Source organism: Rhizobium sp. BK456 (genome assembly GCF_014194045.1).
GTDB lineage: Bacteria > Pseudomonadota > Alphaproteobacteria > Rhizobiales > Rhizobiaceae > Rhizobium > Rhizobium redzepovicii.
The window spans coordinates 26,913-47,417 of record NZ_JACIAO010000006.1 but is presented as its reverse complement, the minus strand read 5'-3'; the positions used below and the strand labels follow the sequence as shown (position 1 = coordinate 47,417).

The following is a 20,505-nucleotide window of genomic DNA, read 5'->3' as shown; positions in this document are numbered from 1 at the left end:
AAGCCTCCCGCACCCCCGCGGGAGGCCATTCGCATATCACCACCAAGGAGGAACCACATGAGCACAGATCACGGCCGCCTCGACGGCAAGATCGCCATCGTCACCGGCGGCACGCAAGGGTTGGGCGCCACTATCGCCCGTCTCTTCGCCGAACGCGGCGCTGAGGGCATCGTCATTTGCGGCCGCAACGAAGCCAAAGGCCAAGCGAAGGCCGCGGAAATCTCGGCCGCAACTGGCGTGAAGGTCGTCTACGTCAGGGCCGACCTCGGCAAGGTCGAGGACGCCAGGAATGTCGTACAGGCCTGCGACGAGGCCTTCGGCCGGGTCGACGCGCTGGTCAATGCCGCCGCCATCACCGATCGCGGCACCATCCTCGACACCAGCCCTGAACTCTTCGACGCCATGTTCGCCGTCAACGTGCGCGCACCGTTCTTCCTGATGCAGGAGACGGTGAAGGTCATGCGCCGCGAAAAGACCGAGGGCACGATCGTCAACATCGGCTCGATGTCGGCCAAGGCAGGCCAGCCCTTCATCGCCGCCTATTGCGCCTCCAAGGGGGCGTTGGAAACACTGACGAAGAATACCGCCTATGCGCTGCTGCGCAACCGCATCCGCGTCAGCGGCCTCAACATCGGCTGGATGGCCTCCGAAGGCGAGGATCGCATCCAGCGCGAATATCACGATGCCCCCGCCGATTGGCTTGAGAAGGCGGCAGCAGGCCAGCCCTTCGGCCGTCTCGTCGACCCGCACGAAGTGGCGCGCGCCTGCGCCTACCTGTCGTCGGGCGAATCCGGCCTGATGACCGGCTCTGTCATCTGCTTCGACCAGTCGATCTGGGGTGCCTATGACGGCTCGCCGCACCCGGTGGCGGCTCTCTAAAAAACTGAGCCCGGCATTTCCCTCGCCGGGCTCTGGCACCTGCCGATATTTGCCGCTAGGAAAAGGTCAGCAGCATTCAGGGAGGAAACCGGCGTGGCCGACAATCCGCTTTACGACATCCGCGACGAACGCTTCGGCGCTCTGGTCATCGGCAGCGCAGCCCTCGAGGAGCTCTATTCCGGCTGCCGCTGGACCGAAGGCCCGGTGTGGTTTTCCGACGTGGACTGCCTGATCTGGAGCGATATTCCGAACGAACGCATCATGCGCTGGACGCCGGATGGCACGGTCTCGGTCTTCCGCTCGCCCTCCAACTATGTCAACGGCAATACCCGCGACCGGCAGGGCCGGCTGGTCTCCTGCGAACATGGCGGCCGCCGCGTCACCCGCACCGAGCCGGACGGCACCATCACCGTTCTCGCCGACAGCTACAAGGGCAAACGACTGAACTCGCCGAACGATGTCGTCGTGCATTCCGACGGCGGAATCTGGTTCACCGATCCGACCTACGGCATCCTCTCGGATTACGAGGGCCACAAGGCAGAGCCCGAACAGCCGACCCGCAACGTCTACCGCATCGATCCCGCAAGCGGCGCGATCGAGGCCGTCATCGAGGATTTCATCCAGCCGAACGGCCTTGCCTTCTCGCCCGACGAGACAAAACTCTACATTGCCGATTCCGGCTCGGCAAAACATGAAGTGCCGCGCCATATAAGATTTTTCGACGTCGTCGACGGCAGGAAGCTTACAAACAGCCGCTATTTCTGCAGCCTCGATATCGGCAATCCTGACGGTTTCCGCTTCGATGTCGGCGGCAATCTCTGGACAAGTGCGTCCGACGGCGTGCACTGCTTTTCGCCGGACGGCACCCTGCTCGGCAAGATCAGGGTGCCGCAGACGGTGTCCAACCTCACCTTCGGCGGGCCCAAGAAGAACCGGCTGTTCATCACTGCGACGCGCTCGGTCTATTCGATCTATACGAAGACCAACGGCGCCCAATATCCGTAAGGATCAGCCCTTCACGGCATCCGGCCTGCCATGCAGCGGCTCGGCGCGGTGCCAGTTCTCCAGGATGCGGCCGTCCGTATGCTTTTGCCGCGCCCAACGGATGCCGTTCGAGATCACCTTGTGCACGGTCTTGTCGTGATAGATCGGATAGGTTTCGTGGCCGGGGCTGAAGAAGAAGATACGCCCGCGCCCACGCTGGAAGGTGCAGCCACTGCGGAACACTTCGCCGCCGGAATACCAGGAGATGAACACCAGCTCGTCCGGCTGCGGGATGTCGAAGGGCTCGCCATACATTTCCGAGGCATTGACCTCGAAATAGGGCGGCAGCCCCTCGGCGATCGGATGTGAGGGATTGACCACCCACACCCGCTCCAAGTCTCCATCCGTCGTCTCGCGCCAGGAAAGATTGGCATTGGTGCCCATCAGCCGGCGGAAGAGCTTGGAATGATGGCCGGAATGCAGCACCAGAAGGCCCATGCCCTTCAGCACCCGCTGCTGCACGCGCTCGATCAGCCCATCGCTGACCTCCTCATGCGCCATATGCCCCCACCAGAGCAGCACGTCGGTATTATCGAGCACGCTGTCCGGCAGGCCTTCATCGGGATCATCGAGCGTGCCGCGGCGGATTTCGAAATCCGGATGGGCGATGCCGGCGGCGATCGCGCCGTCGATACGATCGGGATAGATCTCCTGAACCTCCCTATGGAGCTGCTCGTGGCGTCCTTCGTTCCAGATGGTGACCTTGATTTTCATAGCATTCCTCGATGTTAGCTGTCAGGCGGTTGCCGGACGGATCACCCGTCCGGCGGAATCGAACAGAAGGCAGGCGGCGGGATCGGCGGTCAGCGACACGCGATCGCCCGGCCGCACACCAATATCGCCCTCGGCACGCACGACAATCGGCTGCTGCCCGGAGCCGACGGTGATGTAGGTCTCGACGCCGAGCCGCTCGACGATGACCACTTCGGCCGTGAAATGTCCCTGCCCTTCCGGCGCGATCTTCAGATGCTCTGGCCGGATGCCGAGTTTGGCCTCGCCCTGTGGCACCGCGCCATTGGCATCGGCAAGATCGAGCAACAGCCCGATCGGGCTGTCGAGATGCAACGCACCCGCCGAGGTCCGCGTTGCGGTGACCGGGATGACGTTCATCTTCGGCGAGCCGATGAAGGTCGCGACGAATTCATTCTGCGGCTGATGGTAGAGCGACATCGGCGCGCCCTCCTGTGCCACCAAGCCCTTGTTCAGCACGACGATGCGGTCGGCCATAGTCATCGCTTCCACCTGGTCGTGGGTGACGTAGACGACGGTCGCCTTCAGCTCGCGGTGCAGGCGCTGCAGCTCGGCGCGCATCTGCACGCGCAAGGCCGAATCGAGGTTCGACAGCGGCTCGTCGAACAGGATCAGCGACGGCTTCTTGATGATGGCGCGACCGATCGCCACCCGCTGACGCTGGCCGCCGGAAAGGGCGGCCGGGCGGCGGTCGAGATAGTCGGTGAGCTGCAGGATCTCGGCGACGCCTTCCACCTGCCGGCGGATCTCCGTCTCCGGCACCTTTTTCAGGCTAAGGGAAAAGCCGATATTTTCGGCAACGGTCATATGCGGATAGAGCGCATAGGACTGGAACACCATGGCGATGCCGCGTTTGTCGGGCGGCACGTCGTTGATGCGCTTGCCGTCGAGGACAAGATCGCCTTCGTCGATGCCTTCGAGGCCGGCGATCATGCGCAGGAGCGTCGACTTACCGCAGCCGGACGGACCGACGAAGACGGCGAATTCCCCGTCTTCCACAGTGATATCGACGCCCTTGATGACTTCGAGCGCGCCGTAGAACTTGCGAACGTTTCTGAGATTGATCATCCGTTTCTCCTCTTGATCTCAGCCCTTCACGCCGCCCGAAAAGGTCTGGACGAGGAAGCGCCGCGCAAAGCCGAAGGCGACGACGGCCGGCAGCAGATAGATGAAGGCCAGCGCGGTCAGCAGGCCGTAGTCGATCTCATTGATGCGGAGAAAAGCGCGGAAGAGGCCGAGCGGCAGCGTCTGCAGCTCCGGCGACGATAGGAAGATCAGCGGCAGCAGAAAATCGCCCCAGGCCGACATGAAGGCGAAGAGCCCGGCGGCGGCAAGCCCCGGCAGCGCCAGCGGGATCAGCACCCGGCGGATGCGCTGGATCAGCGTTGCTCCGTCCATCAGCGCCGCCTCTTCGTAATCCCTCGGCAGCCCGTCGAAGAAGGTCTTCATGATCCAGAGCGCCAGCGGCAATTGCATCGTCGCCAGCACCAGGATCAGCCCGAGATAGCCGTCGATGAAGCCGGTCCAGCGCATGATGTCGCGGGCATAGCTGCCGAAGATCGGCCTGAGCACCGCCGCCTCCGCATTGTTCAGCGTCAGCAGGAATTTATAGAGCGGCACGACGAGCGCCGTCGGCGGCAGCACGCGGATGAGCAGGATCGCATAGAGGAACGGCAGCTTCCACCAGGCACGGGTACGCGACAGGGCATAACCGCCGAGCCCCGCCAGCACCATGACCAGCAACGTGGCGCTGCCGACGACGAAGAGCGAGTTGAATAGCCACTTAGCCCCGTCTTCCTTGGTGAAGACTTTGACGTAATTGGCGAAGGTCCATTGCTGCGGCCAATGCAGGAAGAGCTGCGCATTGCCGTCGAAAGAGGCGAGCAGCACCCAGAAGAAGGGCACGGCGCAGAAAATCGACATCAGCGACAGCGTCGCATATGCGATGAGGTCGGAACGGCTCTTATTGGCGGTCTCGCTCGGGGAAACGACGGCCATGTCAGACCTCCACCTTCATGGCACGGACATAGGCGATGCCTAATATCAGCGAGATGACGAGCGCGACGACGGCGACCGCGGCGCCATAGCCGAGCTGGAACGCCGTGAAGGACTGGTTGTAGATATAAATGCTGACCACCTCGGTCGCCCCGCCCGGGCCTCCGCGCGTCAGCGCATAGACGAGGCCGAAGACGGCGATGGTCGATACGGCCGAAATCAGCATGTAGAGAAGGATCGTCGGCATCATCAGCGGCAGGGTGATGCGGCGAAACATCTGCGATGGCGTGGCGCCGTCCATGCGCGCCGCCTCGTAGATCTCGGCCGGAATGGTGCTGAGGCCGGCCGTCAGCAGGATCATCGCGGTGGCGATGCCGCGCCAGATGTTGACGATGATGATCATCGACAGCGGGAAGACCTGCAGCCAGTCGGCCGGCGTGACGCCGAAGAAGCTGACGATGCGGGTGAGCGTGGCATTGTCACCGCCCGCCAGCATCGAGATCCACATGAAGCCGGCGACGACTTCGGGGGCGGCATTGGGCAGCAGGATGATCGACGAGAACACACGCCGGAAGCGGATCGGCCGGCGCAGCGCGATTGCCGAGATCAGGCCGAGCAGGAACTGGCCGATCACCGCGGAACCGATGACGAAGACGAAAGTGACGAACAGCGAATTCCAGAACTTCGCGTCGTTGAACAGCCTGACATAATTCCGGAAACCGACGAAGCGCGGCCGGAGCGCCGCCGCCCCGGTCAGCGCCTCGTTGGTGAAGCTCAGATAGATGGAATAGACGGCCGGATAGATGACGAAGGCCAGCAGCAGCACGAGCGAGGGCAGCAGGATCAGCAGCCATTGCCGCTCGGCGCGCTTTTCATGAGAGTTTCTGGCCATGGAAGCTCGCAACCTGTCGAATGTACCGGCTCAATGACGGGGAGACGCGGTGCCCTGGCGCCGCGTCCCCGTTCGCGGGGAAAGCAAGCGTACGCTTACTTCACCATGTCGTCGCCGAGCGTTTCCTTGACGTAGTCGACCAGGATCTTCTGGGCGCCGGCAGCATCGGTTTCCTTGCGCAGCATCGCTTCCGTCGCCCGCGCCACGCCTTCCGAAACCGTGCCGAAACCGGAGGCCTGTTTCAGGAACACGCCATTTCCGGCCGCCGCATGGATCGGAACCAGCTCCGTCAGTTTCTGGAAGTCGGCATTGTCGGCCGCATCCTTGCTGGCGGGGATGTTGCCGATGCGGGCGGCGTAGGAAACCTGCGTCTCGATCGAGCCGATCTCCATCAGCGCCTTGATCGCGAGTTCGCTATTGGCCGATTTGGAATTGACGGCCCACGGCGCGGCAAGGTTGGCGAGCACATACTGACCGCTGCTCTGGCCCGGCACGGTCCAGGTTCCCACAACCTTGGTCACTTCGGGGATCGGGTTCTTGCTCTCGCGGCCCCAGTCGAAAATATAGCACCAGGAGCCGCAGGTGGTCGCGGCGAGCTTGCCTTCCGGGAACATCTGGTATTTTGGCACGACCCAGGGCTCCGGCCCGAGCAGCGGCTGCGTCGGCATCAGATCCTTGTCGATCAGCTCCTTGTAGACGTTGAAGACATCCTTGATGCCCTCGCCGTTGAGATCGAGCTTGCCGTCGGCATCGACAAGCTGCGGCGTCTTGGAGCCGACGAGCAGGTGCTGGAAGCCCTCGTCGAAGGCGCCGCTTCCCCAGGATACGCCGGCCGGGAAAAGCAAGCCGTAGGCGCCGGTCTTATGCTTGATCTCGGCCGCACGGTCGAGAAGCTCCTGCCAGGTCTTCGGCTGCTCTGTGGAGATGCCGGCCTTTTCGAGAACGTCCTGGCGATAATAGATTTCCTGAATGCCGAGCATGAACGGCATCACATAGGTCTCGCCATCCGGGCTGACGGCCAGCTGCTTGGCAACGTCATAGAGGTTAGCATAGCCGTCCCAGGCCTTGAACTCCTTGGTGATGGGCGTGAGGTAGCCAGCTTCCACCATATCGGCGACCGCGGCCGTCGTCGGGATGGAGAACAGATCGGGCGCGTTGCCGGCCCCGAGCTCCGTCAGCAGCTTGGTCAGATAATCCTTATCGGGCGCCGGATATTCGATGACCTCGACGGTCACGCCGTATTTCTTTTCGATCCGCTCGACCGTCGACTTCATCGCATCGATGCCGGCCTGGCCGTGATTGGCAATTCGAATTGTTTCGGCCTGCGCCAGCGTCGAAACCGCGCTCAGCAGAATGGCGCACAGGCCACCAAGAACCGTCTTCTTCAACGAAAAGTCCTCCCTTTTTTTAGAGACACGGCGCCCTCCAGCACCGGCTGCAAAAATGTACACGCATTCCAATCGCTGGCAAGCTGGTTTTTGAAAAGATTCGAATCTCGAATTCAATTAACTGATATTACTGAGATATATAGATATTGCCATCATCGTACAGCTTGTGTAATCGTGAACACAAACATTCAGGGAGAGCATTTTCATGGCTGAGAAATTGCGCCTCGGCGTCATCGGCGCCGGGCTGAAGGCGGTGGAATATGCCAAGAGCTGGGCTGGCATGCCCGAGATCGAATTCGCCGTCCTTGCGGACACCACGGCCGCCTCGCGCCAGCGGCTGATCGACGTCTGCCTCGCCGCCGGCGCGCCCGAACCGAGAAGCTTCGAGGACTATCGCGAAATGCTCGTCCAATGCCGGGACGAACTCGACATCGTCTATATCTCCACCCCGCATGCCTTCCATGCCGAGCAGGCGACCGCCGTCGCCGAAGCCGGCCTCGACCTCTTCCTGGAAAAACCGATGGTGACGACGGTCGCCGAGGCCGAGCGGCTGATCGCGGCGCAGAAGAAGAGCGGCGTTACCATCGTCACCGCTTTCCAGGGCGGTCTGTCGCCGCTGGTGCTCGACACGCGCCGGCGGGCGCTTTCCGGCGAATTCGGTGAGCTGATCGCCATATCGGGCATGATTTGGGAAAGCTGGTCGTCCAATTATGACGGCCATTGGAAACAGCAGCCCGAGATTTCTGGCGGCGGCTTCATGTTCGATACTGGCGCCCATATGATGAACACCGTCTGCCTGCTGGCCAATTCCGATTTCGACAGCGTTTCGGCCTACATGGCCAATCACGGCAAAAAGGTCGATATATCAACAGCCGTCTCCGCCCGGCTGAAGAACGGCGCCCTGGCAACGCTGACGGCCGCCGGGGAAGGCCCTCCCGGCTGCGCCTCCCACATCACCTTCTTCTATTCCAAGGCGATCGTGCGCATCGATGCCTGGGGCGCCTGGCGCGAGATCAGCGTCGGCCGCAACGCCGAGCCGCGCGAGGAAGCCGAGATTCTCGGCAATCCGATGAAAAATTTCCTCGCCATTCGCGCGGGAAAAATGGAAAACTCCGGCTCCGTTGAAATGGGCCTCAGATTCGCTAGGCTATGGGACGCAATCAAGGAATCGGCAGCGGCCGGCGGCGCCTCCGTCAGGATCGTCGCCCAATAGGCGCAGATGAGCGGAATGAACAGACGGCGGATCACCTCGAAGGAGCTGGCGAAACTCGCCGGCGTTTCCTCCGCCACCATTTCCCGCGCCTTCTCGCCGGATTCGCGCATTGGCAGCGCGACGCGCGACCGCATTCTCGCCGTCGCGCGTGAACATGGGTACCAGCCGAATGCAATCGCCCGCTCGCTGAACAACCAGCGCTCGCGGCTGGTCGCGCTCGTCGTCAACGCAATCGGCAATCCGTGCGAGGCCGAAGAACAGCAGCTTCTCGTCCACCGCCTGCAGGCGCGGCAATTGCTGCCGATCATCCTCTGCTGCGCCGATCATTCCGACCGGTTGCAGCTGATGCGGCTTGCCTCCACCTATCAGGTCGATCACGTCGTCGTCTTTTCCGACATGGTGTCGATGCAGGATGCCGTCGACATCTTCCATACGACGAAGCCGATCATCGTCTCTTTCGAGCCGCTCGAAAACGAAAACGTCTCCAGCATCCGCATCGATGGCTCCGGGGCCGCCGACGAGATCATCGACAAGATCGTTCGCGACGGCAAGAAGCGCTTTGCCTATCTCTCCGGCACCAATTCAAGCTGGATCGACAAGCTCAGGCGCAAATGGTTCGCCGATGCGCTGGCCAAGCGCGGCCTCTCTTTCGCAGCCCAGGCCTTTGGGGATTATTCCTATGATTCCGGCTTCAAGGAAGCCGTGCTGCTGCTGCATCGCGACAAGGTCGACGCCATCATCTGCGGCAACGACGTCATGGCGATCGGGGCACGCGATGCGGCCCGCCGCGTGCTCGGCAAAAACACGCCCGACGACATTGCCATCGTCGGCCAGGATGGCATCGCCATGGCCGCCTGGGATTGCAACGATCTCACCACGCTGAGCCTCGACCACGTCGCATTCATCGACGCCGTCGTCGAACTGATCGAACGCCATGACGCCGAGATCGAAGGCCCGCACAGCATCACCCTCACCTGCACCGCCCGCTGGGGCTCGACCGCCTAGTATCTGCCCGGCTTGGCCTTTTCGGCATCATGTTCTAAGGCTCACCTATCAATTGCATCAAGGAGGAATACCATGACCCGATTTTCACGCGCCGAAAGGCGCCGCAGCACTCCTGATGCCGTGATCGGGAGAGCCTGAGATGCGTTCGGTCGTTTCCTTCAACGAAGGCTGGAGTTTCCACGAGGGCTTCGGACAGCGTCTGCTCGAAAGCTTCGACGCCGCCAAGTCGGTCAGCCTGCCCCATACCGCCGTCGAACTGCCCTTCAACTATTTCGACGAAAAGAGCTATCAGCGCGCCTTCACCTATCAGAAGGTGCTGCGCTGGCTGCCGGAATTCGAGGGCCGCGAAGTGTCGCTCGTCTTCGACGCCGCCATGGCCGACAGCGTCGTCTATCTGAACGGCGAAGAGATCATTGCCCATAAGGACGGCTACACCCCTTTCGAGGCCCGCCTCACCGGCAAGCTCGTCAAGGGCGAGAACCTGGTGACCGTCAAGATCGACGGCAGCGAAAACCCTGAGATCCCGCCCTTCGGCGGCCGCATCGATTATCTGACTTATGCCGGCATCTACCGCGACGTCTGGCTGAAGGTCACCGACCCCGTCTCAATCCGCAATCTCAAGATCGAAACCGCAGACGTGCTTGCCCCGGAAAAATCGGCGGCCATCCGCGTCGATATCGCCAATCCCGAGAGCCGCAGCTTCTCGGCAACCGTCACCGCCACACTGAAGCAGGCGGACGGTACGGTGATCGCCACCGCGGCGACCGAGACGATCGGCGACCGCACCAGGCTTTCCTTTGGCGGCCTCACCGGCATCACGCTCTGGGACATCACCGATCCCACCCTCTACGAGGTCACCGTCGAACTCAGGACCGAGCACGGCTCCGACCGTATCTCTACCCGCTTCGGCTTCCGCACCGCCGAATTCACGCCGGAAGGTTTCCTTCTCAACGGCAAACCGCTGAAGCTGCGCGGCCTCAACCGCCACCAGTCTTTCCCCTATGTCGGCTATGCCGCCGGCCGGTCCGCCCAGGAGCGTGACGCCGATATCATGAAGAGCGTGCTGAAGTGCAATATTGTCCGCACCTCGCATTATCCGCAATCGAAATGGTTCCTCGACCGCTGCGACGCGATCGGCCTGCTGGTCTTCGAGGAAATCCCCGGCTGGCAGCATATCGGCGATGCCGACTGGCAAAAGGAATCGATCGAAAACGTTCGCCGGATGATCGAGCGCGACTGGAACCATCCCTCGATTATCATCTGGGGCGTGCGCATCAACGAGTCCCAGGATAGTCACGATTTCTATGTCGAGACCAATCGCCTCGCCCGTGAGCTCGACAGCACCCGCCAGACCGGTGGCGTGCGTTATATCACCGAGAGCGAACTGCTCGAGGACGTCTATACGATGAACGACTTCATCCTCGGCAATGAGGAATTGCCGGGCGCCAACCGTCCGCGCACCGTGCTGCGCGGCCAGCAGGAAAATACGGGCCTGTCCCGCAAGGTGCCGTACCTCATCACCGAGTTCAACGGTCACATGCACCCGACGAAGATCTATGACCAGGAGCAGCGCCAGGCCGAGCATGTGCGCCGTCATCTCGAGGTGCTGAACGCCGCCTATGGCGATCCCGATATTTCGGGCGCCATCGGCTGGTGCATGTTCGATTACAACACCCACAAGGATTTCGGCTCCGGCGACCGCATCTGCTATCACGGCGTCATGGACATGTTCCGCGAGCCGAAATTCGCGGCCTATGCCTATATCAGCCAGTGCGACCCGTCCGAGGAGATCGTCATGAAGCCGGCGACCTTCTGGGCGCGCGGCGAGCGCAATATCGGCGGCGTGCTGCCGCTGATCATCCTGACCAATTGCGACGAGGTCGAACTGCAATATGGCGGCCTCAGCAAGCGCATCGGCCCGGACCGCGAGAATTATCCGCATCTGCCGCATCCGCCCGTCGTGCTCGACCATCGCCACTTCACCACCGACGAGCTCGGCACCTGGGGCCTCGAATGGATCGACGGCACCTTGACCGGTTATATCGGCGGCGAGCCGGTAACGAGCCTGACGCTCGCGGCCGATCCGCTGCCGACGACGCTGGAAATCGTCGCCGACAGCTTGACGCTGAAAGCCCGCGAACGCGACAGCACCCGCATCATCATCCGCGCCCTCGACCAGTGCGGCCAGCGCCTGCCGTTCATGAACGACAGCATTTCGCTGAAGGTGCATGGGCCTGCAAAGATCGTCGGCCCGACCAATGTGCCGCTGCAGGGCGGCACTGCCGGCTTCTGGCTGGAGGCGACGGGTCTGGTCGGCGAGATCACCGTCGAAGCGGTCTCCTCGCGTTTCGCGCCGGTGACCCTCAATGTGACGGCCGCCGCCTGACGGCTGTCACGAAATCCTGAGCTGGCTGTCGGGATCGAAGAACACGGCCTTGTCGAGATTGAAGGCGAGACGGGTGTTTTGTCCGGGAGCGATGCCGGCATCGGCGCGCAGGCGGGCGACGACGGATTTGCCGCCGAGCTTGGTGACGGCAAAGGTGTCGGAGCCGGCCGGCTCGACGACCTCGATCAGGCAATCGTCCTCGGTCAGCGAGCGCGCCTTGCGGTCGGCGCCGTCGGGATCGGTCAGCGCCTCGGGGCGGATGCCGAAGATCACTTGGCGGCCGGCATAGGAAGACAGGCCGTGATTGCCGGAAACAACTGGCAGTCTTAGCGGCGCGCCATTCGGCCGCTCCAGTGCGACGGCAAGGCCGCCGGCGCCGTTCTCGACGGTGGCGGTCAGCAGGTTCATCGCCGGCGATCCCATGAAGTCGGCGACGAAGAGATTGGCCGGGCTGTTATAGATCTCGGCCGGCGTGCCGAACTGCTGCAGCACCCCGTCCTTGAGCACGGCGATCTTGGTCGCCAGCGTCATCGCCTCGATCTGGTCGTGGGTGACATAGACGAAGGTGGTGCCCATGCGCTGATGCAGCCGCTTGATCTCGGTGCGCATGTCGACGCGCAGCTTGGCGTCGAGATTGGACAAGGGCTCGTCGAACAGGAAGACCTGCGGATTGCGCACCAAAGCCCGGCCCATGGCGACGCGCTGGCGCTGGCCGCCGGACAGCTGGCTCGGCTTGCGGTCGAGCAGATGGCCGATCTGCAGCATGTCGGAGACCTGCTTGATCGCCTTGGCGCGCTCTTCCTTCGGAACGCCGCGGATCTCCATGCCGAAGGCGATATTGCCGGCCACCGTCATGTTGGGATAGAGCGCATAGGACTGGAACACCATGGCGATGTCGCGCTTGGACGGATGCAGGCCGTTGATGGCGCGCCCGTCGATCCTGATATCGCCAGAGGTGATCGTCTCCAGCCCGGCAATGGTGTTGAGCAGGGTCGACTTGCCGCAGCCGGACGGGCCGACCAGCACGAGAAAGCCGCCCTTGTCGAGTTCGAGGTCGATGCCCTTGAGAATGTCGACGGCGCCGAAGCGTTTTCTGAGACCGGAGATTTCGAGGAAGGCCATGACTTACCCTTTGACTGCGCCCGCCATCAGACCGCGCACGAAGTAGCGGCCGGCGAGGATATAGACGATGAGCGTCGGCACGGCGGCGATCATCGCCGCCGCCATGTTGACATTGTATTCGACCACACCGGTCGAGGTGTTGACGACATTGTTGAGCGCCACCGTCATCGGCATGGAGTCACCGGTGCCGGCATAGGCCGAGGCAAACAGGAAGTCGTTCCAGATATTGGTGAACTGGTAGATCACCGTGACGACGATGATCGGCAGCGAGTTCGGCAGCATGATGCGGCGGAAGATCTGGAAGAAGCTGGCGCCGTCGACCTGGGCGGCGCGGACCAGCTCGGTCGGGAAGGCCTCGTAGAAATTGCGGAAGAACAGCGTGGTGAAGCCCAAGCCATAGACGACATGGACGAAGACCAGGTTGACGGTCGAATTGCCGAAGCCGAAGTTAAAGCCGGTGGCGTTCTGCAGCGTCACCCCGAAGCGGCCGAGCGAGCCGAGGATGGTCGCCATCGGCAGCAGCACCGACTGGAACGGGATGAAGCAGGCAAACAGCATCAGCCCGAACACCAGCGTATGGCCGGGGAAGCGCCATTTGGTCAGGATATAACCGTTGAGCGCGCCCATGATGGTGGAAATCCCCACAGCCGGCACCACCATCTTGATCGAGTTCCAGAAGTAACCCTTGATGCCGGCGCAGGTCAGGCCGACGCAGGTCTCGCCCCAGGCCTTCACCCAGGGATCGAAGGTCGGCGCCTGCGGCAGCGCCAGCATGTTGCCGCCCTGGATCTCGTCCATCGTCTTGAACGAGGTTGTGAGCATGACAAAGAGCGGCATCAGATAGAGGATGGCGAAGATCGTCAGCAGGCCGTAGATCACCAGGCGGCCGATCCAGCGGGCATTGCTGGAATGGGAGGGAGAGGAAGCCGAGATGCTCATCGCGCCTTCTCCTTCAGTTCGGAATAGAGATAGGGGACGATGATCGCCGAGATGGTCATCAGCATGATGATGGCGCTGGCCGAGCCGACGGCCATCTCGTTGCGCTTGAAGGTGTATTCATACATGAAGTTGGACGGCAGCCAGGCCGAGCCGCCCGGCCCGCCCGAGGTCAGCGCCACCACCAGGTCGTAGGACTTGATCGCCATATGGGCGAGCACGATGAAGGCGGAGAGAAAGATCGGCCGCAACAGCGGAATGACGATGCGGCGATAAAGCTGCAAGGGCGAGGCGCCGTCGATCTGCGCCGCCTTCATGATCTCGCCGTCGATACCGCGAAGGCCTGCCAGGAACATCGCCATGACGAAGCCCGACGCCTGCCAGACACCGGCAATGACAACGGTGTAGATGACGAAGTCCTTGTTCTTGATCCAGTCGAAGTGAAAGCTCGTCCAGCCGAAGTGGTGCAGCGTCTGCTCGAGCCCGAGGCCGGGATCGAGGAACCATTTCCAGGCAACCCCGGTGACGATGAAGGAGAGCGCCATCGGATAGAGGAAGATCGGCCTGAGCAACCCCTCGCCGCGGATCTTCTGGTCGAGCAGGATGGCGAGCAGCAGGCCGAGCGCCAGGCAAATGCCGACATAGAGGAAGCCGAAGATCGCCATGTTGGTGATCGAAGTATACCAGGAAGACGGCGGATCGCTCTCGAAGGTCCAGCGCCACAGCCGCTGATAGGCGCGTGGCCCGGTCAACGCATAAGACGGGAAGGTCTTGGAATTGGTGAAGGACAGGTAGGCCGTCCAGACGATGAAGCCGTAGACGAAGATGAGGGTGATGACGAAGCTCGGCGCCAGCACGATCTTCGGCAGCGCATCCTGCAGCCGGCCGCGCAGCGAGATCGCCGTCGAATGCCGCGGCGTCAGAACCGGATCGGTGGTGGCAACTGTGCTCATGGATATCATCTCCCTTCCCGCAGGATCGGCCCGGCAATGATCGCTGCGGAGCCTGAAGCTTCCCCGCGCGATCGCGCGGGGAAGCATATTCATCGACAGATCTCAGCGGTCTCAGCGGGCGTCGTCGATCGCCTGGACGAGTTGCTTGACGGCTTCGTCGGAGCTCTTGATCTGGCCGTGGACGAACTTCGAGACGACGTCCTTATAGGCATTGGCGATCGCCGGCGGGGCGCCATAGCCCTGGGCGAGCGAGCCGAACAGCGTGCCGCCCTCATTGGCCGCCTTCAGATCGGCGATGCCCTTCTTGCCGCAGGCGTCGAAGTCGGTGTCGGGAACGTCAGTGCGGGCCGGCACCGAACCCTTGACGACGTTGAAGGCCGACTGGAAGCTCTTCGACAGCGTCGCCGTCGCCAGCGCCACCTGCGCCGCCTTGCGGTCGTCGGGGACGTTGAACATGCCGAACATGTCGGAGTTGTAGATGACGCTGCCATCGGTGCCGGGGAAGCGGTAGCACAGGAAGTCCTTGTCCGGGGTCTTCTTGGCGGCGACGAATTCGCCCTTGGCCCAGTCGCCCATCACCTGCACCAGCGCATCACCCTTGATGACCATGGCGGTCGCCAGGTTCCAGTCGCGGCCGGAGAAGTTCGGGTCGACGTATTTGACGATCTTCGCCAGATTGTCGAAGGACTTCTTCATCGTGTCCGACTTCAACGACTCCTCATCGAGGTCGTTGAAGGCCTTCTTGTAGAACTCCGGGCCGCCGGTCGACAGCACGATGGAATCGAACATCGTCGCTTCCTGCCAGTTCTGGCCGCCGAGCGCCAAGGGAATGACACCGGCAGCCTTGGCCTTGTCGAGCAGCGCGATCAGGTCGTCGAAGCTCTTCGGCTCAGTGCCGCCGATCTTGTCCATCACCGCCTTGTTGATCCACAGCCAGTTGACCGAGTGGACGTTGACGGGGGCTGCGACCCATTTGCCGTCATAGACGGAGAACTTCTGCAGCGCCGCCGGCACCGACTTGTCCCAGCCTTCCTTCTTCGCCGTCTCGGTCAGGTCGCCCATCACACCCGCCTGGGCATAATCGAGCACGGTATAACCCAGCATCTGCGAGGCGGTCGGATAGGTGCCGGCCGCCACCATCGCCTTCAGCGCCGTCATCGCCGCATCACCACCGCCGCCGGCAACCGGCACGTCCTTCCAGGCAAAGCCTTCCTTCGACAGATCCTGCTTCAGAACGTTCAAGGCCGCCGCCTCGCCGCCCGACGTCCACCAGTGCAGCATCTGCACTTCCTTCACGTCGGCTGCCTGCGCCGCACCGAGGCCAGCCATCATCACGACGGCAACAGCCGCCGAGCTCAAAAACTTGCGCATGAATTTCCTCCCATTTGAAAATCGGCGGCGGGCCCTCCCTGCCGCCCGATGCTTTCCGCCGTTGCGACGGTCGACATACGGCCGCGCTCCTCTGCGCGGTTGCTAATTTAAAACGTTATAAGTCGCTGATCGTCAAGCCCTTTCTCGACTCCCGAGAAAAATATGGTTATTTCTATATATGATTGAATTTTATAGATATTTTTGATTTGGCTAACAGATCGTTAAAATTTAAAACGTTTTCATTCCTCGATTGCGCGTCGGAGTCATCGTGTTATTGTATCGCCAATTCCAGCATGGAAAGCCGAGAGTGACCGAACCGTCCTGGCCGCGAAGCGGCGAAAATCTCGAGATCACGCATAAGCGCGGCAAGCCGACCTTGCGAACGATCGCCACGATCGCCGGCCTTGCCGTGACGACGGTGTCGCGGGCGCTCTCCGATGCACCGCAGATTTCGCTGGAAACCCGCCAGCGCGTGCACCGCATCGCCCGCGAGATCGGCTATCTCCCTGATCGGGCCGCGCAGCGCCTGAAGACCGGCCGCACCAATGTGATCGCCATCCTGCTCGATTCGCATGAGGAAGTCGTCGGTTTCAGCACCTCGATCATGTACGGCATTGCCAAGGCGCTGAAGGAGACTTCCTACCATCTCGTCGTCGCCCCGAACTTTCTGTCGACGACCGATGTCGAGGCCGCCGAATATATCGTCCGCAACCACCTCGCCGACGGGCTGATCTTTACGCGAACCGAACCGCTCGATGCCCGCGTCCGCCTGCTGCTCGAAACCGGCTTTCCCTTCATTTGCCACGGCCGCACGGAATTTTCGACGCCGCACCCTTATGTCGACTACGACAATTTCACCTTTGCCTACGAGGCGACGCGCCGGCTGATCGCAAAGGGCCGCAAAAAGGTGGCCGTGGTCCTGCCGCCGAAACGGCTGACCTTCTGCCAGCATATCCTGCACGGCTTCATGACGGCTGTGCGGGAGGCAGGCATTGCCTATGAGATACCCGAAACGGTCGATCTCGATACGCGGGCGGATGTGCTGCGCGATTTCATCTCCAGCCGCGCCGCCGCTCTGGAAGCGCCCGATGGTTTCATCTGTCCCGGCGAAGTCTCAGCACTCGCCGTCATCAGCGGCATGAGCGACGCCGGCCGAACACTCGCGGTCGATTACGACATCGTCGCCAAGGAAACGTCGCGCCTTCTCACCCAATTGCAGCCGAAGGTCGACACGATCCACGAGGACCTGACGGCGGCGGGCGAGGATCTCGGCCGCATGCTGCTGCAGCGCATCAACAATGCCGACGCCGAAGACCTGCATCTGCTGCTGCCGCCGCAGATCAATTTCCCGGTCGATCAAGCCCTCTGAAGGCTATTCCCAACACGCGTGATTTGCCCTAAAAGCACGCCGTAATCCGGTCGCAGCCCACCCGGTCAAAACAAGGGATCCAAACTATGAAGACTATCGTCGTCTGCTCCGGCGGACTCGACTCCGTTTCGCTTGCCCACAAGATCGCAGCGGAACAACAGCTTATCGGCCTCGTCTCCTTCGACTACGGCCAGCGGCATCGCAAGGAACTCGATTTCGCCGCCCGGTGCGCCGCGCGCCTCGCCGTCCCCCATCATATCATCGACATCACCGCCATCGGCGGCCATCTAAGCGGATCGGCCTTGACCGATAACATCGAGGTTCCGGATGGTCATTATGCCGAGGAGACCATGAAGGCCACCGTGGTGCCGAACCGCAACGCCATCATGCTGGCCATCGCATTTGGCCTGGCCGCAGCGCAGAAGGCAGATGCCGTCGCCGTCGCCGTGCATGGCGGCGACCACTTCATCTACCCCGACTGCCGGCCGGGCTTCATCGACGCCTTCCAGCGCATGCAGAACGAGGCACTGGACGGTTATGCCAGCGTCAGACTGCTTGCGCCCTATGTCGATGTTTCGAAAGCGGCGATCGTTACCGACGGCGAGAAACATGCGACTCCGTTTGCGGAAACATGGTCCTGCTACAAGGGCGGCAGGCTTCATTGCGGGCGCTGCGGCACCTGCGTCGAACGCCGCGAGGCTTTCCATCTCGCCGGTATTGCCGATCCCACGGAATATGAAGACCAGGATTTCTGGAAAGCGGCGGTGTCGCAATATTCTGCTGCGGAGGTGCGTTGATGTACCGCATCACCAAGGAGTTCCATCTCTCCGCTTCGCACCAGCTGGATCATCTGCCGGCCGACCATCAATGCGCCAGGCTGCACGGCCACAACTACATCGTGGTCGTTGAGTTCTCCGCCGAAAGCCTGAACGATGACGGCTTTGTTCGCGACTATCACGACCTTTCGCCGCTCAAGCGCCATATCGACGAGTCCCTCGATCATCGCCACCTGAACGAGGTCTTCGGCCATTCGAAAGTCACCTCCGAGTTCCTGGCAAAGCATTTCTACGACTGGTGCAAAGAGCGCTTCCCGGAGACATCCTCCGTCCGCGTCAGCGAGACGCCGAAGACCTGGGCGGAGTATAGGCCGTGAGCGGGGAGACCATTCGCGTCAGCGAGATCTTCGGCCCGACCATACAGGGCGAAGGCGCGTTGATCGGTCTGCCGACGGTGTTCGTCAGGACCGGCGGCTGTGACTATCGCTGTTCCTGGTGCGACAGCCTTCATGCGGTCGACAGCGCCTTTCGGGATCAATGGCTTCCGATGTCCGTCGAGGCGATCTGGCAGGAAGTGACAAAGCTCTCCGGAGACAGGCCTCTGACGGTTTCCCTTTCCGGAGGCAATCCCGCGATCCAGCCGCTCGGGCCATTGATCGAATTCGGGCATTCGCAAGGATATCGTTTCGCCCTGGAAACGCAGGGGAGTGTCGCCCGGGACTGGTTCCGCGATCTCGACATGCTGGTCTTGAGCCCCAAGCCGCCGTCAAGCGGAATGCTGACGGATTGGGATCAGGTCGACGACTGTCTTCGTCTCGCCGCCGGCGGGCCGGAAGTCGTCTTGAAAATCGTCGTCTTCGACGATGAAGACTACGCCTTCGCCCTGGAGGCGGGCGAGCGCTATCCCTATATTCCCCTGTTCCTTCAGCCGGGCAATCATACGCCGCCGCCGCCCGATGACGACGATGCCCGCATCGATATCGACGGCGTGATGGACCGGATGCACTGGCTGGTCGAAAAGGTGACCGCCGATCGATGGTTTACGCCACGCGTGCTGCCGCAGCTGCACGTGCTGCTGTGGGGCAACAAACGCGGCGTCTGACTCTGCCTGCTCCTATCGCTCCGGGAAAGCAAAGACATCAACAGGCTCTCCGAGCCCGCGCAGCGGGTAGGTGCCGAGACTGTCCATGTCTTTGGCGCAGTCCGCCATTTCGACGAAGGCCCGCGACAAGAGCACTGGGCGCTTGACCTCCTTGGTGAGGCTTTCCAGCCGCGAGGCGACATTGACCGCCGGGCCGATGACGGTGAAATCGAGCCGGCGGCGTGAGCCGATATTGCCGTACATGACGTCGCCGACATGCACGCCGACGCCGTAGCGCAGCGGATCGCGCCCCATGCGCACATGCTCCTCGTTCAGTTCGGCCATCGACGCCTGCCCTTCGCGGATCGCCTGCAGCAGATCGGCGCAGGCCGTTTCCTTGCTCAGCGGGAAAATCGCCAGCAACCCGTCGCCCATGAACTTGAGGATCTCGCCACCATACCGTTCGATCGGATCCGATATCGCATCGAAATAATCGTTGAGCAGATGGATGACATCGTCGCGCGGCCAGAGATCGGAGATTGCCGTAAAGTCGCGCAGGTCGCAGATCATGATCGCCGCGCCGACGGTGGCGCCGCTGCCACGCGTCGTCACGCCCGACAGGATCTGCTCACTTGCATGCGGCCCGACATAGGTCTGCAGCAGTGTACGCGCCATGATGTTCTTCAGCCTGATTTCGCTGACAAGGGTCAGGGCCGGCAGAAGATCGCGCAGGAAATCGACGTGTGCGCGCTCGAAGCCGCCCGGCCGGCTGGTGGAAAATGTCGCCACATGCCGTTTGCCGAAGGTATGCTCGAGCGGCCAGGCGATATACTCGGTCAGGCCGTCGTCATGCAGTTCCTGATAGAATGAATCCAAGCCGCCTGCGGCTGTACCTTCCAGCTGCCTGCGCACCTCCTCCGCACCCTGATGGATCGCGTTGACGGGACTGGTCAGAAACTCCGGCGTGTTCTCGACGCCATAGGCAAAGGTGTTGATTTTCGCATCGGTGAGCCCCTCTTTCCAGAGGATGCGCGCCCCGATCCATTGCGGATGGTTCGTCCGGAAATGCAGGGTTGCGCGGGCCACCGGCACGCCTGCCGCCACCAGCTTCCCGCACATTTCCACCAGGATATTGTCGATGAAGCGCTCACCGCGCGTCTCGTTCACCAGCCAGTCGAGAATCCGTCTCCTGCGGATCGGCCAGACGCCATCGTCCGCTTCGGCGGCAGTTCCGGCCTTGTTTGGAAAAGACGACATTAAAAACTCCGCTGCGCCACATCTTCGGCGAGGATCGACTTCATTTCCGCTGAATGTGGGCGATGGGGAAGCAAATGATAAGGGCCGA

General features: G+C 61.9%; 19 protein-coding genes. 9 read left to right on the top strand and 10 right to left on the bottom strand.

Annotated features, from left to right (window positions below; all coding sequences use genetic code 11):
• Nucleotides 1-57 precede the first annotated feature (57 nt).
• Nucleotides 58-879, top strand: coding sequence for an SDR family oxidoreductase (locus tag FHX03_RS18065; protein WP_183854861.1), 822 nt, complete (start codon nt 58-60; stop codon nt 877-879).
• Between the two features lie 93 nt (nt 880-972).
• Nucleotides 973-1,884, top strand: coding sequence for an SMP-30/gluconolactonase/LRE family protein (locus tag FHX03_RS18060; RefSeq protein WP_183854859.1), 912 nt, complete (start codon nt 973-975; stop codon nt 1,882-1,884).
• 3 nt (nt 1,885-1,887) lie between these two features.
• Here FHX03_RS18060 and FHX03_RS18055 read toward each other — a convergent pair whose 3' ends face one another.
• The 5 genes from FHX03_RS18055 to FHX03_RS18035 all read right to left on the bottom strand — a co-directional run bounded on the left by FHX03_RS18055 (nt 1,888) and on the right by FHX03_RS18035 (nt 6,948).
• Nucleotides 1,888-2,637 (bottom strand): ThuA domain-containing protein, encoded by a 750-nt coding sequence (locus FHX03_RS18055; protein WP_183854857.1) that lies wholly within the window; start codon nt 2,635-2,637, stop codon nt 1,888-1,890.
• 21 nt (nt 2,638-2,658) lie between these two features.
• Nucleotides 2,659-3,741: an ABC transporter ATP-binding protein gene (locus FHX03_RS18050; RefSeq protein WP_183854855.1), complete on the bottom strand. Its 1,083-nt coding sequence runs from the start codon at nt 3,739-3,741 to the stop codon at nt 2,659-2,661.
• 18 nt (nt 3,742-3,759) lie between these two features.
• On the bottom strand, nt 3,760-4,671 hold the full coding sequence (locus FHX03_RS18045; protein WP_097629965.1) for a carbohydrate ABC transporter permease: 912 nt from the start codon (nt 4,669-4,671) through the stop codon (nt 3,760-3,762).
• Between the two features lies 1 nt (nt 4,672).
• Nucleotides 4,673-5,560, bottom strand: a complete 888-nt coding sequence (locus FHX03_RS18040) for a carbohydrate ABC transporter permease (RefSeq protein ID WP_183854853.1) — start codon at nt 5,558-5,560, stop codon at nt 4,673-4,675.
• A gap of 95 nt (nt 5,561-5,655) precedes the next feature.
• Complete coding sequence (locus FHX03_RS18035) at nt 5,656-6,948, bottom strand: ABC transporter substrate-binding protein (protein WP_183854851.1); 1,293 nt, start codon at nt 6,946-6,948, stop codon at nt 5,656-5,658.
• Nucleotides 6,949-7,153: 205 nt separating this feature from the next.
• Between FHX03_RS18035 and FHX03_RS18030 the strand changes: the two genes are divergently transcribed.
• From FHX03_RS18030 to FHX03_RS18020, 3 genes are all read left to right on the top strand, one after another.
• Entirely contained in the window at nt 7,154-8,161 is a 1,008-nt protein-coding gene (locus FHX03_RS18030) for a Gfo/Idh/MocA family protein (protein ID WP_183854849.1), read from the top strand.
• Nucleotides 8,162-8,167: 6 nt separating this feature from the next.
• Nucleotides 8,168-9,166, top strand: a complete 999-nt coding sequence (locus FHX03_RS18025) for a LacI family DNA-binding transcriptional regulator (RefSeq protein WP_183854847.1) — start codon at nt 8,168-8,170, stop codon at nt 9,164-9,166.
• Nucleotides 9,167-9,305: 139 nt separating this feature from the next.
• Complete coding sequence (locus FHX03_RS18020) at nt 9,306-11,552, top strand: glycoside hydrolase family 2 protein (RefSeq protein ID WP_183854845.1); 2,247 nt, start codon at nt 9,306-9,308, stop codon at nt 11,550-11,552.
• 6 nt (nt 11,553-11,558) lie between these two features.
• Here the strand turns inward: FHX03_RS18020 and FHX03_RS18015 are convergent, their stop codons facing one another.
• The 4 genes from FHX03_RS18015 to FHX03_RS18000 form a co-directional block, all read right to left on the bottom strand.
• Nucleotides 11,559-12,674 (bottom strand): ABC transporter ATP-binding protein, encoded by a 1,116-nt coding sequence (locus FHX03_RS18015; RefSeq protein ID WP_183854843.1) that lies wholly within the window; start codon nt 12,672-12,674, stop codon nt 11,559-11,561.
• Nucleotides 12,675-12,677: 3 nt separating this feature from the next.
• The gene (locus FHX03_RS18010; protein WP_183854841.1) at nt 12,678-13,613 is read right to left on the bottom strand and encodes a carbohydrate ABC transporter permease; all 936 of its coding nucleotides are present in this window, start codon (nt 13,611-13,613) and stop codon (nt 12,678-12,680) included.
• Nucleotides 13,610-14,563 carry a carbohydrate ABC transporter permease gene (locus FHX03_RS18005; RefSeq protein ID WP_183782586.1) on the bottom strand — a complete coding sequence of 318 codons (954 nt, stop codon included), beginning with the start codon at nt 14,561-14,563 and terminating at the stop codon, nt 13,610-13,612. Before FHX03_RS18005 ends, FHX03_RS18010 begins: the two co-directional genes overlap by 4 nt.
• A gap of 111 nt (nt 14,564-14,674) precedes the next feature.
• Nucleotides 14,675-15,934 carry an ABC transporter substrate-binding protein gene (locus FHX03_RS18000; protein WP_183854839.1) on the bottom strand — a complete coding sequence of 420 codons (1,260 nt, stop codon included), beginning with the start codon at nt 15,932-15,934 and terminating at the stop codon, nt 14,675-14,677.
• Nucleotides 15,935-16,241: 307 nt separating this feature from the next.
• Here FHX03_RS18000 and FHX03_RS17995 point away from each other — a divergent pair, with 307 nt between their 5' ends.
• From FHX03_RS17995 to queE, 4 genes are all read left to right on the top strand, one after another.
• The gene (locus FHX03_RS17995) at nt 16,242-17,303 is read left to right on the top strand and encodes a LacI family transcriptional regulator (RefSeq protein ID WP_183854837.1); all 1,062 of its coding nucleotides are present in this window, start codon (nt 16,242-16,244) and stop codon (nt 17,301-17,303) included.
• Between the two features lie 86 nt (nt 17,304-17,389).
• The gene (queC, locus tag FHX03_RS17990) at nt 17,390-18,100 is read left to right on the top strand and encodes a 7-cyano-7-deazaguanine synthase QueC (protein WP_183854835.1); all 711 of its coding nucleotides are present in this window, start codon (nt 17,390-17,392) and stop codon (nt 18,098-18,100) included.
• Nucleotides 18,100-18,456: a 6-carboxytetrahydropterin synthase QueD gene (gene queD / locus FHX03_RS17985; protein WP_183854833.1), complete on the top strand. Its 357-nt coding sequence runs from the start codon at nt 18,100-18,102 to the stop codon at nt 18,454-18,456. Before queC ends, queD begins: the two co-directional genes overlap by 1 nt.
• The gene (gene queE, locus FHX03_RS17980) at nt 18,453-19,181 is read left to right on the top strand and encodes a 7-carboxy-7-deazaguanine synthase QueE (RefSeq protein WP_183854831.1); all 729 of its coding nucleotides are present in this window, start codon (nt 18,453-18,455) and stop codon (nt 19,179-19,181) included. Before queD ends, queE begins: the two co-directional genes overlap by 4 nt.
• Before the next feature lie 12 nt (nt 19,182-19,193).
• Here queE and FHX03_RS17975 read toward each other — a convergent pair whose 3' ends face one another.
• Nucleotides 19,194-20,417, bottom strand: coding sequence for an adenylate/guanylate cyclase domain-containing protein (locus tag FHX03_RS17975; protein WP_097629992.1), 1,224 nt, complete (start codon nt 20,415-20,417; stop codon nt 19,194-19,196).
• Between the last annotated feature and the right edge of the window lie 88 nt (nt 20,418-20,505).